We start from the raw sequence: 13868 nt of genomic DNA on the forward strand, positions 1-13868 counted from the left end.
TTAGTGACATTAAAATCAAAACTAGCACTATCAATATGATTTAAAGTAAATAAAGCTAACCTGAATTCAATATTTTGAACTCAGGTTAGCTCTCTCCCGTCTTAATCATCTCTAAGCACATCAATACTGAGTCCCTTTCATCACTGTGCGCAAATTATCTTTTCACAATACAAATCAGATCGTTAAGTTAGGCAAAACTTCATCGGCAGCACAATACCTAACTCGCAACCAAACAATCTCTACTCCGCACGCTTTAGAGCGTTAAGTTCGGCGCAACTTAACAGACGACACAAACCATGACTCACAACTAAACATTCCTTTCCCCACAAACACTAGAGCCTTAAGTACGATGCAACTTCATCGGCAGCAATATGCATAACTCACTACCACACAATCTTTACCTGATACATTTAGCAGTAGAGCTCATCGATACACTGCCGCAGCAGATGGAGACTCAAGGTTGTGATTACGCGAATCGAAACGGCGTTAAAGCCAGCTATATATGCTCAAAAGTGTCATAACGGTTGTTCTCTCACGCGTACACTAAAACATTAAGCCAGATTTAGAGTAAAAACATTAAATCTCAAATATTGATCTCTTTTGTATATAAATTTCGGATTACCCCGCTAAATCAGCCGATTAAGCATTTTTAATGAAATTTTAAGATCAATTTAAGATGCTTTTTCACTCAAAACCTGAGATCAAGCGCACATAATTACCTCTTTTTTGAAAAAACTGTTTTCCATTTAAAGATAAATAGAGTACTATTCTCTGCGTAGGGTACAGAGGTTAAGATGTTCTATCTTTCAGACCTTTATTTCACTTATAGTGATGAGCCAAATTCTGGCGCCTCAGCAACTTGTTTGCTGAGGCTTTTTTTTGCTCTTTTTTCAGACTTTAGGTAAATTTTAGAGTATTTACTTTAATAAAAAGTAAATTGGCTGTATGCTAGTTTCATTGAGAACCATTGAAGCTAATTTGGTGGTGCTTGAGTCTTGTTGAATTTAGCTTCTCCCCAAAAGAGCTAATATTTTTGGCCGATGACACTTTCATCGGCTATTTTTTTGCCTGAAATTGACGAAAAGTGAATAGGGATAAAAGCTTAACAAGAGGGAAAGATAAGGAAAAATTACAGGAAAAAACAGAGGGGCGGCATACACAGTCAAACTCGACCATGTATGCCAAAACAGGCAATATTATTCGGCGTTGTTCGCCGCATCTAACTCATCGGTCAACCATTGCGGATGGCACCATTCATTTAGAATAGCCAACACTTTAGGCTTACCGGTTCCTTTAAGCGATGAGAAAGGCTCAACTTGTACCCAGTCGCCAAACTCACTCAACGCCAGACGCACTTCATTTACCGTTTTCATCTTAGCGCTTTGAGCTAATTTGTCTGACTTGGTCAGCAAAGCTAACACAGGGATTTCACTAGCAACCGCCCACTCGATCATCTGCATATCGAGATCTTTTAGTGGATGACGTATATCCATCAAGACAACCACGCCACTTAAACAAGCGCGTTTTTGCAAATATTCACCTAATGCCTGCTGCCATTTATTTTTCAACGCAAGCGGGACTTGTGCAAAACCATAGCCAGGTAAGTCAACTAAACGACGCTGAGCATCTAACTCAAATACGTTAATTAATTGAGTTCGGCCAGGGGTTTTACTGGTTCTTGCTAAACTTTTTTGCTCAGTTAATGCATTGAGTGCACTAGACTTTCCAGCATTAGAGCGGCCAGCAAATGCAATCTCAACTCCAACATCGCCGGGCAGATATTGATCCAAATGTGCAATGTCAGGTGCACTGATTAAAAACTTTGCCCTACGAAAATCTATACGAGATTCAGTCACTATTTACTCCGAAATTTTTCTACGCAATACCATAATTTATGAAGAATTACTTACTTTTCCACGTTTTCGTGTAAAATATTACTCCGATCACATTAATCATATTTTACCACGCTTGCGGGTCACCCTAGTAAGCTCAGGATAATAATCTTAACCAGAAGTTGGAACGCCATGAAAAAGCTAGCTCTTGCGCTGTCTGTTGTAATTGCCGCCATATCTTCACCTGCGATTGCTGAAGGTAATGCTGAAGCGGGAAAAACGAAAATCATTGTCTGTTCAGCCTGCCATGGTATGGACGGTAACAGTATGATCGATATGTACCCTAAACTTGCGGGCCAACACGCCACTTACCTCCAAAAGCAACTACATGATTTCCGTAGTGCAGCGCAAACTGGCGGTAAAGACGGTCGTATGGATCCTATCATGAGTGGCATGGCAATGCCTCTAAGCGATCAGGATATTCTCGACATTACTGCATATTTTTCTAGCCAAGCAATCCAAGTAGCTGAAGCGAAAGATGTCCCTGAGTTAGGCGCTAAACTTTACAAAGGTGGCGATGTTTCACGTGGCATTACCGCTTGTATGGCATGTCATGGCCCAGATGGTAAAGGCGCAGAACTTGCAGGCTTCCCAACATTGGCTGGCCAACACGCCAACTACATCAAGATCCAACTGACAAAATTCCGTGAAGCGGGTCGTCATAATGACCTGAACGGCATGATGCAAGATGTGGCTAAAAAGCTAAGCGATAGCGATATCGACGCACTATCTAAGTATCTTTCTAGCCTGAAGTAATCTTAGTCAGTTAAGAAAGGGGTGTATTATCACCCTTTTTTTACACCACCAAGTTGACGTGAACGTAAACTGCATAAGATTCGTGCTTGACATAGATCACAGATTTGGGTTTAATAAGCCCCGTACCGAGATAAACCCATCTGTTTGTACAAAAAGATTAATAATAACTTACAGGTTTCGGTATAATTAACATTCAAGATATAAGAATAAAGACACTCAATAACAATAATATACTTAAGACCACTCTCTAATAATAACAAGAGTCGTGATTTCCACTTGAAATCCAGGTCAGCACAATTTTGTAAGGGATGGCCGATAACGCCAATTTGCTTCTAGCAAAACGCCTTACACTCAGGGTAACTTGCCCCATCAGGACACAGTTTACATGATGTAAACTGTAGCAAAGGAAGCGATAAGCTTAGGATGCACTGGCTGGATGCTTGTTATCACTGGAAGGTACTTAAGTAACATGGATGGTTAACTAAACGTCAATGATGACGATGCTATACAATGATGTGTCGCGAGACCATCTACGGAAACTGTGGTCAGGATGGCGACAGAAAAAAATAAAGTGTCTGGAAGATCGTTAACAAAAATAATGCAGGGAAAGCAGTAAAAAAAAGAAGGATACCGACCGGGAAAGTCGCATAGCAAGTATGGATACTTGGAATCAGGATAAGGTGCTAAAGCACCCTTTGTAAGGCGGCAGTTTAACTGCCGCCTTTTTTCTTTGGTGTAAATACACCACCAGTGTCTAAAATGTGCACTCGACCAATATAATTGGTACAATCAAAGCCTTAATAACCACTTCAGCAGACTCAATGCCCAGATGCCCTCTTTGTCATAACAGTCAGACACAACTCCTTCATCAAGATAAAAAACGAAGTTTTTATGTTTGCAAGACATGTGAGTTAACCTTTGCGGATGCCAATAGCCATTTACCACCCGCGGCAGAGAAACAAAGATACGGTCGTTCACGCATAGCGTTGAAGCAAAAGCAGCTATCGCAATTTATTTTGCCGCTGTTAGCGCAATTAGAGCAGCAGCTAGCAGGTAGTTTATTAGGATTGAATTTTGGACGCATACTCGATAATGAGAGTTTGGCGACCATAGAAAATGCGGGCCACAAGTTAAACCAATACGATCCCTTTTTTGCCCCGAATCATGATGTGTTAAAGCAAGAATATGATTTTATCTGCTGTTATCGCGTTTTTGAGCATTTTCAGTACCCAATAAAAGAGTGGGCCTTACTCTCTCGACTACTTCATTCTGGTGGTTGGTTAGCGATAAGCACACCGTTACTGACTGAATTAGATGGTTTTGCTAAGTGGCATTACAAGAACAACCTCACCCATGTGAGCTTTTACCAGCGACAAACCTTCGAGTACCTAGCAAACAATAGCGATTTTGAACTATTATTTGCCGCAAAGGACCTCGTTTTGATGCAAAAAACATCATAATCTGGTATAACACTCGGCCTAATTTCGCACCTTGTAGACAAGCTCAACCTTAGTCTACGGGGCCATACGTTGTAAACAATTGAGAAGACCATGTCTCGTAGCAAGAAAACACGCAAGGGCGGCGAGAACAGCCCTAAGTTACAGCCAAGAGTGAAGAAGCAAGATCGCGCTGTAGCGACTGGCAAACGTAAAGATTCTGGCAATAAATCAGGCAGTCGTCATAACGAAAGCTTAATTTTAGCGCAAGCGCCGCAACAGCAGGCCGCGAAGAAAAAAGACCCGCGTCATGGCAGCAAAAAGCCTATTGCTTTAGCGATTCCTGCGGCAGTGGTAACAGATAAAGCCGCTCAGCCAAAAGTGAAACAAGCTAAGCTGACTGACGAACAAAAACTGCTGAAATTGGAAGAAGATCCAAGACTAAATCAGCTGTTAGATATGCTGGAAGAAGGCCGTGATCTCAACGATGTGGATCAAAAATGGTTAGATCAACAGCTGAATAAGATTGAAGCTCTGATGGTTAAACTGGGCATTAGCGACGACATGGATGATGACGCACCTTCATCACCAGCTAAGTCTTTGTCTGACGATGAGTTGTTCGACAAGTTCGAATCAGGCGCTGACTTACTGAAAGATTATCAAGACAAGTTCTAACCTCTCAGTGCTAAGGCATAGGGAACTCAGTTTTTTAGCTGTGCTCCTTATGCCATTCATATAAGGAGTCTCTGTGTCTACGGCTATCATTATTCTCGGTTTTATCATCATAGTAGCGCTTAGTAGCTACGCCACGTTCTTAATCCTAAAACTCAGGCAGCAAAAAAAGCGTCAGCAGGCCGAACAAGCCGAGCGTGAAGTCACGGCGAATGCAAAACGCGCCCAAGTTTTAGATGATATCCGCTATATCGCCACAGCCATGATTGAAGACCGCTGTGAGATCTCTGAAGGCGTGGTCAGAATTGGCCGATTATTTGAAATCCTGTCATTGAGTGAGCGCGTGGCTCCCGATTACCCTTCATTATTCAAACACTTTGAGCTAATTAAAAATCATCCCATCATGGACGCTCGTCAAGCCTTGCCTAAGCAAGAAAGGATGAAGTTAGACTTGATCAGAATGAAGTCCGAAGCGTCATTAGAGCAAGGCATCAGTGATGATGCGAAAAAACTGGCGGATTACCAAGCCAAAGCGATGCATTAAACTCGCTCATTGTTATACCTCAAGACCACTTATGTTGTGGTTTTGAGGTCATCTCGATAAAACCCACTCCAATCTTACTCTGCTTTCTCCCGTGAGCCTGCGCACAAAACCACCATATATCGACAGACAAGCGTACTTTTTTGATAGATATTGCATAACTTCTAAAAAGACAGACGTCATTTTTACAACCTAGATCAAGGTTATTTGCTTAAGAACCTTGCATACTTCGCTTGTTGCTAATTTACCCACGGAGGACACGCCTTGAAGCAGCCCACTCAGATTAGCTGGGATCAGTCGATGATCGAAAAGTATAACTACAGCGGTCCCCGTTATACCTCTTACCCAACGGCATTGGAGTTCGATGACACATTCACCGAACAAAACCTGCTGACGGCCATTGAAAATAGCAAAAGCGATAAACTGTCGCTGTATATTCATATCCCGTTCTGCGCCAAGCTTTGTTATTACTGCGGCTGTAATAAAGTTATCACCCGCCACCAACACAAAGCCGATCAGTACATTGAATATTTAAGCCAAGAAATTATTAAACGTGCGCCCCTGTTTAAACATTACAGCGTAACCCAAATGCATTGGGGCGGCGGTACACCTACTTTCTTAAATCCTGAGCAGATTCTTAAACTTACGTCATTGATTAAAGCTAACTTTAACTTTGCGGAAGAAGGCGAGTACTCAATTGAAGTCGATCCTCGCGAGATAGAACTGTCAATGCTCGACACATTGAAAGAAGCGGGCTTCAACCGGATCTCCATCGGCGTACAAGATTTCAATAAAGAAGTGCAAATTGCCGTTAATCGCGAACAAGATGAGCAATTTATCTTCGACTTGATGGCCAAAGCGAAAGCCATGGGTTTTGTGTCGACCAACATAGATTTAATCTATGGTTTGCCACACCAAACGCCAGAAACCTTTGCCGTCACTATGCAGCGCGTTTTAGATTTATCGCCTGACCGTCTGTCGGTATTTAACTATGCTCACTTACCTGCGCGCTTTGCTGCACAACGTAAGATCAAAGACGAGCATTTACCTTCGCCAAAACAAAAACTCGAAATGCTGCACCAAACTATCGAGACCTTAACTGGCGCGGGTTACCAATATATCGGTATGGACCACTTTGCTAAACCCGATGACGAGTTAGCAAAGTTACAGCGCGAAGGCAGACTGCACCGCAACTTCCAAGGTTATACCACCCAAGAAGAATGTGATTTGTTAGGTCTTGGCGTGTCGTCCATCAGTCAGATTGGCGACTGCTATGCGCAAAACCAAAAAGATATCCGCCCTTACTATGAAGCCATAGATAAGGAAGGCCATGCTTTGTGGAAAGGTTGCAGCCTGAACCGTGACGATGAAATCCGCCGCGTAGTGATTAAACAGCTGATTTGCCACTTCGAACTAGATATGGCGAAAATTGATGAGAAACTGGGGATTAACTTCGAAACCTATTTCGCGGAAGATCTTAAGTTAATGCAGACATTTATCGATGACAAGTTAGTTGAAATCGTCGACAGACAGATCACTATCAGCCCAACTGGCCGTTTATTGATCCGCAATATCTGTATGTGTTTCGACCTTTACTATCGTCAAAAAGCGCGTCAGCAACAGTTCTCGCGCGTGATCTAAAGCGCCTATCGCTGCACTCGCGAACGCTCATAAAAAAATCCGACTCTAGAGTCGGATTTTTATTTATAGCTATTTTTAGTAATGACTCAGAGCCTGTTTATACCTTAGCGGCATACAGTGCTTTGCGATCACTGTCGGATAAAAACGCCATTTCAACGCCGTTGCGTTGCACCTGCGCCAATTCGGCATCGGTTAATTCGAGTTCGGATTTAGCGATACGATACTCATGATTAATGTCGATAGCGCTCACACCGGGATCATCGGTATTTAAGTTGATCAATACACCTGCATCCATAAAGGTTCTAAAAGGATGCTCAGCGTAAGAAGCCACTGTAGAAGTATGCAAGTTACTGGTTGGGCAAGATTCGATACCAATCCGGTGCTTAGCAAGATATTCCATCAGCTTAGGATCGTGAATCGCGTTCACCCCATGACCAATTCGCGTCGCGCCAAGTTCTTGAATCGCTTGCCACATACTTTGTGAACCCGCGGCTTCACCGGCGTGAGCCGTAATCGCAAGGCCAGCATCACGAACACGCTTAAAGTGATCGTTAAATAACTCGCCAGGGAAGCCCATTTCATCGCCAGCTAAGTCTATAGCCACGAGATGTTGTTTATGGGCGAGTAAGCCTTCAAGTTCTTGAGTACAAGCGGCTTGACCGAATGAACGTGACAAAATACCAATCAAATTGATCTTCACGTTATAGTCTTTTAAGCCCGCTTTAACGCCGTCGACTACCGCTTCAACTACGCCTTCAATCGGTAACTTATGGTTCATCGCCATATAGTAAGGACTAAAACGTAACTCAGCGTAATCTAAGCCAGACAACGCCGCATCGGCAGCGTTTTCATAGGCAACGCGTTTAACCGCATCCAAGTCAGCGAGTACGCCAACCATCCAATCGAGCTTCTTTAAGAAGGCGACTAAGCTAGTTTCTTTCCCCTGAATTTGCACAAAAGGTGCGAGAGTCTCTAAAGAATCGGCAGGTAGCGCAATGCCGTGTTGGTGTCCTAGTTCCCAAATGGTGTTTACTCGCACATTACCGTCTAGGTGACGATGCAGATCCACCAATGGAATGGATGTATCAATCATATTTAACCCCTATTTGAACTACCCAGCCAATGCTTTTGTTATTTGGTCGCGGGCGGACACTAAGTTTAACACGCATTTTCAGGGGCATTTATGCGCCAAACGCATTTAAATTCACATTCAGTCACAATTCTGCTTAATATCCATACAAGGAACTGCCGTATTCATCAGGCATAATGACTTCAATAACAACGAAAATATCAGAGATCGACTATGCATAAACTCTTAACCCCCAGTTTATTGATATGCGCATTAAGCGCCTGCAGTGCCACTCAAATCACAAAAAATGGCCAAACCGCAGCGCCACAGGCAATATCAGCAACACAATCGCAAGTTGAGCCCATAGCTCCCGCGCTGCAGGCGATTATCGACCAAAGCTGGCAATTACAGCTCAGCGCGAGTCCTGAAATGGCTTACAGCATGGGCGATGCCAGTGCCGCAGGAAAGTTATCGGATCTCTCGCCAGCTGCACTCACTAAGCTCAATCAAGGCCAAATCGCAGTATTAGCGCAGCTCAAAGCACTCGACCGCAGCAGTTTGAGTAAAGAAGATAAGATTAACGCTCAAATACTGGAAGATCAGATCCAAAACGATGTCGACCTGTATCGCTTTAAAGATTATTACTTGCCCATTACCGCGGAAAGCGGCTTCCACGCTTATATCACCTCAATCGCACAGGGAAGATTCAACACCCTTGAGGATTACCGCAACTATATTGCCAAACTTAATGCACTCCCGACCTATTTCGCCCAGCAAACTCACTGGCTAAAGCAAGGATTAGCCGAGGGAATAACGCCGCCTAAAGTGACACTCAATGGCTTTGAAGACAGTATCAGTGCTTATATCGTCCCTGTGGAAAAGAGCGGTTATTTCAAACCTTTTACGCAATACCCCAGCTATTTCACTGAAGCACAAAAAACTCAGCTGACCCAAGAAGGTCGCGCCTTAGTCGAGCAAAAAGTCCTGCCGCTATATCAAAACTTCTATGATTTTATGACTAAAGAGTACATTCCCAATGCACGGGAAAATATCGCAGCCAGTAGCTTACCTAACGGTGCTGAGTTTTATGAGAATCGGGTGCGTTACTATACGACCTTGAATATGACGTCGGCAGAAGTGCATGAACTGGGCTTAAAAGAAGTTAAGCGTATCCGCCAAGAGATGGAGCAAATCATCAAGTCCGTTGGCTTTAAAGGCAGCTTTGCCGACTTCTTACATTTCCTGCGGACCGATCCCCAGTTCTACACCACCAGTGCCGATCAGTTACTCAAAGAAGCGGCATTTATTGCCAAAAAAGCCGATGCCATGCTGCCTAAGTACTTCGGCAAACTCCCCCGTAAACCCTATGGTATAGCACCAGTGCCCGCAGAAATTGCGCCGAAATACACCACAGGACGATATTCAGGATCGAACAGCGATGACGAACCCGGTTACTACTGGGTCAACACTTATGCATTGGATAAGCGCCCACTCTACGAGTTAGAAGCTTTAACTTTGCACGAAGCCGTACCCGGTCATCATCTGCAAATTTCACTCAACTCTGAGCTAACGTCACTCCCTGACTTCCGTCGTTATGGCTATATCTCTGCCTTCGGTGAAGGCTGGGGTCTGTATTGCGAATACTTAGGTTTGGAGGCTGGCTTCTACCAAGATCCATACAGTAACTTTGGCCGCCTAACCTATGAAATGTGGCGGGCGGCGCGTTTAGTCGTAGACACAGGCATGCATGCCCAAGGGTGGAGCCGTCAACAAGCCATCGACTTTATGGCCAGCAATACCGCGCTATCACTGCACAATGTCACGACCGAAATTGACCGTTATATTTCCTGGCCAGGACAAGCTTTGTCCTACAAGATTGGCGAGTTAACGATCAAGCGGCTACGCGCTAAAGCAGAACAGGAACTCGGCGACAAGTTTGATATTCGCGCCTTCCACGACGCTGTGCTCGAAAATGGCTCAGTACCTATGTCGATCCTCGAACAGCAAATCAATGATTTTATTGAAGCTAAAAAGGCGACACGCTAAGTTAATCACAACCATGGGAGTCGGTATTTTCAGACTCCCGTGGTTGTCTGTTACACTCTAGCAAACCATTCAAGCCAAATGATTTGCGACTGAGTATGAGCCAAGCCAAAGCGACATTTTCGACTGAACACGATTTAAATACCTCAGAGCAGCAAGCCTTCTGGCAAAGCGTTGTTCAAGACACGCTGATCACAGCTGATGGCATCACGCTGGCCTATATGATGGTCAAACATCCCCAAGCGCATACCGCAATCGTTCTCAGTAGTGGCCGAGTTGAATCCTATTTAAAGTATCAAGAATTAGTCTTCGACTTGTACCAACAGGGTTACTCAGTTTATGCCATCGATCACCGTGGCCAAGGATTGTCGGATCGTATGACAATCAATCCGCACATGGGCCACGTGCGAAGATTCAATGATTATATCGATGATTTTGCACTGTTTATGCAAAAGAAAGTGTTACCGCAAAACGACAAACAACTCATGCTACTTGGCCATTCAATGGGCGGCGCGATTGGCACTTTGTATCTCAAACAGCATCCCGATATTTTTACCGCCGCGGCATTTTCAGCGCCCATGTATGGCATCAAATTACCTATGCCAAAAGCATTCGTGCGCTGGTTAGCAAGTAAGCTCGATACCACTCTCAATGGCGGCGAACCTAACTATGTGCTTGGAGGACAGAACTATAAACCGGTTCCCTTCAAAGGAAATGAGCTAACCCATTGCCAAAGTAGATACCAAGCCTATCGAGACTTGTATGACGCGGCCCCTAAGTTACAACTCGGTTCCCCAACTAACCGTTGGTTGACAGAGTCTTTAGATGCGGCAGACACTTGCGTACTGGCAACGGCGCAAATTCGCACGCCGATCCTGATACTGCAAGCGAGTGAAGATAAGATTGTTGATAATGCGGCCCAGAATCTTGCGGTGAGCACTCATTGTCAATTGAAGGTGATAGCAGGGGCTGCCCATGAGATTTTTATGGAAAAAGACGCCTATCGAAACCAAGCCTTAAATTATGCCCTCGACTTCTTTAAACGCTACGCAATAAAGGACGAGGACAAACAAGCTGGATAAAGTCCGCTTGGTTTAGCGCTCGGCTGAATAAATAGCCCTGATAACCATCACAGCCAAATTCAACAAAGGCTTGATAGTGTTGGGGTGATTCAACGCCTTTAGCCACCACGTGCAAATTAAACTGCTGCGCAGAGACAATTAACGCCTTCACTCTTTGTGGCATTGTGGCTAATGAATCAATACAACCCATATCCAATTTAACCGCAACTAATGGCTGATTGGCTAAACAACTCAAAGCACTCGAGCCAGAACCGAAATGATCGAGGACGATGCCTATCCCTGCATCAACTAACTTAGACACGCGCTCAGCCACAAACTGTAGTTGCATTAACAATGCGGCCTCATTGAGCTCAATACCCAGTTGATTAGCCGCAATGCCATGCTCTTTAACTAAGGCAACCAATGCATCAACAAAATCTGCCTGACCAAATGAGAATGCACTGATATTAAGGGTTAAAGTCGGCAAACTCCGGCCTTGGGCATGGGATGTCTGAATAAACTGACACACACGTTTAGCGACCCAAAGATCGAGTTCAGCAATCATTCCTCCCTGTTCGGCTAACGCTACGAACTCTGTAGGCGGGATAAACTCGCCATCGGCACGATACCAACGCGTGAGCACTTCAGCCGAGACCAATTCACTGTGCGCATTCATCACAGGTTGGAACATTAACGTCATGCTATCTTGCTGTAATGCCGTCTGTAATTCCTGTTGTAACTGTTCATCACGGCTCTGACGTAAATCCATCTCAGCATGATAGAAAGCGCATCCCGCTTGCCCTGGTCGCTTAGCACTCAAGGTTGCTAGCTCGGCGCGGCGCATGACTAAAGCTGGATCTAAGGTCTCTATGCTGTCGAGCAAACAAATCCCCACATTCGCGCAGAGCTCAAAGTGATGATGACCGTAATGGAATGGTCGAGCAATCACTTGCCTTAACTCACTCGCAAGCGCTAAAGCACGACGCGCAGCCACTGAAGCATCTATCGCTAAGTCTTTAGCCAGCAAAACAAAATCACCGGACTCCAATCGGCCAACGGTAATATTCTCAGTGAAATAACTCGATAGACGTGCAGCCACTTGCGTGAGTAAACGCTCTAATTCGTGGGAGTTTAAAGTTGCGACCAAGCCTAACCTATCCACCTCAACAAGCAGCAATGATCCCCATTGACCTGAACTATTACCTTGGGTTAAAAATTGCGATAGTCGCGCCATAAAGACATCGGGTAACATCTTGCGACCCGTAACAGATTGATCCACAAGTTCATTAATCGCAGCATGGTTCTTGGCACTTTCTGACACATCCATATGAATGCCGATCATCCGAGTAGGACGTCCTTGAGGGTCCCAATCAACCAGCATGCCGCGATCCAGCACCCACACATAATACCCCTCTCTATGTCGCAGGCGATGGACACTTTCAAATTCCTTACTTTTACCGCTAACGTACTCCTGCAACGCATCAAGTACGATATCCCTATCATCGGGATGTAACCGCGTTTCCCAAGTCTGGAATACGCCCGCTAATTCATCCGGTGCATAACCGATCATCTCTTTCCAGCGATCAGAAAGAAAAACCTCACCCGTGCTGATATCCCAATCCCAAATACCGTTCCGCGAGCCTTCCACCGCAAACAGCCAGCGCAGTTCACTGTCATTCAACTGTTTCACAGCACGACTCAAACGTTCATGTACCTGTTGCAAACTGGCTTGCAATGATAAAACTTCTGATGAGCTCCAAGGGATCGATGTCGAAAAGGAAGAAGTTCCTACCTGTTTAGCGGCCTCGCTTAATATTTGGAATGGACGGATCAACAGGAAATAGAGAATAAAGGTAAAACCAATCAGTAATAATCCACCCAGCCCCCAAACCCGCATAAAACGTTGTTGTAACTTAGCGGAAGCTTCGGCAACTAAAGGCGCTAAATCGGCTTCAAGATAAATCAAATCAACCGCACCACCATACTGAGGCAAGACGGGATAATATGCTTGAATGGTTAAGCGTTCGAGATTAACGAGAATTTGTGGCAGGAAAGCCTGAACCACAGCACGATGACGAGTAGCATCATAACCATCAATGACTTGCATGGCATTGCTATCGCGCCAAACAGTATGGTTTGCAAAACGAATACGGCTATCAGCATCAACTAAGATATAAACCATAGTGCCCATATCCAGCGCAGCGAAGGAAACCTCCTGCTCGATCCGCTCCACATCCTGTAAAGCCTGCGCCGATTGAACCACATTCTGCATCCGGAACAACTGCTGCTTTATCAGTGTCGATTGTCGCTGCGCCAATTCAGCACGCACTTGATCGCTTTCAAACAGGTACTCGCCTATGACCAACACTAAATATAGTGTCAGCATACACAGAGGGAGCAGTACCGCGAGCGAAAGCTTACGAAGCATAGGCAACAGACAGCCTTGAACAAAAATGTGAATAGTTTTGTATGCTAACGGGAAACTAACCACTAAGCAAAAGGACTTATCAAACTAAGCGAGATCTTGATGTAAATAATCAACTTAGAGTATAAAAGTCTGAAATAAAGGAAGGAAAAAACGTAAAGAACTAGCGAAATGACCAGAGCTAAAACGAATAGAACAATGTTCTGTATTAACGCTGATTTAACAAGTTTCAGACGCAAAAAAGCCAGCTTATTCAGCTGGCTTCGTTACATCTCAATGAGATAATTAGGCGCTTGGCGATGACCTACTCTCACATGGGGAGACCCCACACT

Annotated in this window: 10 protein-coding genes; 7 read left to right on the forward strand and 3 right to left on the reverse strand. The window is 44.5% G+C overall.

The genetic code is table 11. From position 1 onward, the window contains the following. Positions 1-1196: 1196 nt before the first annotated feature. A complete protein-coding gene (gene yihA / locus BM607_RS16775) occupies positions 1197-1856 on the reverse strand; it encodes a ribosome biogenesis GTP-binding protein YihA/YsxC (RefSeq protein ID WP_006079362.1) in 660 nt (219 codons plus the stop codon). Between the two features lie 168 nt (positions 1857-2024). Between yihA and BM607_RS16780 the strand changes: the two genes are divergently transcribed. The 5 genes from BM607_RS16780 to hemN all read left to right on the forward strand — a co-directional run bounded on the left by BM607_RS16780 (position 2025) and on the right by hemN (position 6938). Then, positions 2025-2648, forward strand: coding sequence for a c-type cytochrome (locus tag BM607_RS16780; protein ID WP_006084749.1), 624 nt, complete (start codon positions 2025-2027; stop codon positions 2646-2648). Positions 2649-3469: 821 nt separating this feature from the next. Further along, the gene (locus BM607_RS16790) at positions 3470-4108 is read left to right on the forward strand and encodes a class I SAM-dependent methyltransferase (RefSeq protein WP_071940233.1); all 639 of its coding nucleotides are present in this window, start codon (positions 3470-3472) and stop codon (positions 4106-4108) included. A gap of 90 nt (positions 4109-4198) precedes the next feature. Next, complete coding sequence (gene yihI / locus BM607_RS16795; protein ID WP_006079359.1) at positions 4199-4759, forward strand: Der GTPase-activating protein YihI; 561 nt, start codon at positions 4199-4201, stop codon at positions 4757-4759. A 73-nt stretch (positions 4760-4832) separates the two neighbouring features. Continuing rightward, the gene (locus tag BM607_RS16800) at positions 4833-5300 is read left to right on the forward strand and encodes a DUF2489 domain-containing protein (RefSeq protein ID WP_071940232.1); all 468 of its coding nucleotides are present in this window, start codon (positions 4833-4835) and stop codon (positions 5298-5300) included. Positions 5301-5561: 261 nt separating this feature from the next. Next, a complete protein-coding gene (gene hemN, locus BM607_RS16805) occupies positions 5562-6938 on the forward strand; it encodes an oxygen-independent coproporphyrinogen III oxidase (RefSeq protein ID WP_006084752.1) in 1377 nt (458 codons plus the stop codon). 97 nt (positions 6939-7035) lie between these two features. On the opposite strand, the gene add is transcribed toward hemN, so the two are convergent. Beyond that, positions 7036-8031 carry an adenosine deaminase gene (gene add, locus BM607_RS16810; protein ID WP_071940231.1) on the reverse strand — a complete coding sequence of 332 codons (996 nt, stop codon included), beginning with the start codon at positions 8029-8031 and terminating at the stop codon, positions 7036-7038. A 210-nt stretch (positions 8032-8241) separates the two neighbouring features. On the opposite strand from add, the gene BM607_RS16815 reads away from it, so the two are divergent. Both BM607_RS16815 and BM607_RS16820 read left to right on the forward strand, forming a co-directional pair. After that, entirely contained in the window at positions 8242-10053 is a 1812-nt protein-coding gene (locus tag BM607_RS16815; RefSeq protein WP_071940230.1) for a DUF885 domain-containing protein, read from the forward strand. Positions 10054-10148: 95 nt separating this feature from the next. Then, positions 10149-11132, forward strand: a complete 984-nt coding sequence (locus BM607_RS16820; protein WP_006079354.1) for an alpha/beta fold hydrolase — start codon at positions 10149-10151, stop codon at positions 11130-11132. On the opposite strand, the gene BM607_RS16825 is transcribed toward BM607_RS16820, so the two are convergent. Continuing rightward, the gene (locus BM607_RS16825; protein ID WP_071940229.1) at positions 11089-13539 is read right to left on the reverse strand and encodes a GGDEF domain-containing phosphodiesterase; all 2451 of its coding nucleotides are present in this window, start codon (positions 13537-13539) and stop codon (positions 11089-11091) included. The two genes, BM607_RS16820 and BM607_RS16825, sit on opposite strands and share 44 nt — an antisense overlap. Positions 13540-13868: the final 329 nt, after the last annotated feature.

The organism is Shewanella sp. SACH, from assembly GCF_001887095.2.
Taxonomy (GTDB): domain Bacteria; phylum Pseudomonadota; class Gammaproteobacteria; order Enterobacterales; family Shewanellaceae; genus Shewanella; species Shewanella baltica.

Excerpts from the sequence above, each read along its gene's own strand:
- add (WP_071940231.1), bottom strand. The coding sequence starts at position 8,031 with ATGATTGATACATCCATTCCATTGGTGGATCTGCATCGTCACCTAGAC.
- BM607_RS16815 (WP_071940230.1), top strand. The coding sequence starts at position 8,242 with ATGCATAAACTCTTAACCCCCAGTTTATTGATATGCGCATTAAGCGCC.
- yihI (WP_006079359.1), top strand. The coding sequence starts at position 4,199 with ATGTCTCGTAGCAAGAAAACACGCAAGGGCGGCGAGAACAGCCCTAAG.
- BM607_RS16780 (WP_006084749.1), top strand. The coding sequence starts at position 2,025 with ATGAAAAAGCTAGCTCTTGCGCTGTCTGTTGTAATTGCCGCCATATCT.
- BM607_RS16820 (WP_006079354.1), top strand. The coding sequence starts at position 10,149 with ATGAGCCAAGCCAAAGCGACATTTTCGACTGAACACGATTTAAATACC.
- BM607_RS16825 (WP_071940229.1), bottom strand. The coding sequence starts at position 13,539 with ATGCTTCGTAAGCTTTCGCTCGCGGTACTGCTCCCTCTGTGTATGCTG.
- BM607_RS16790 (WP_071940233.1), top strand. The coding sequence starts at position 3,470 with ATGCCCAGATGCCCTCTTTGTCATAACAGTCAGACACAACTCCTTCAT.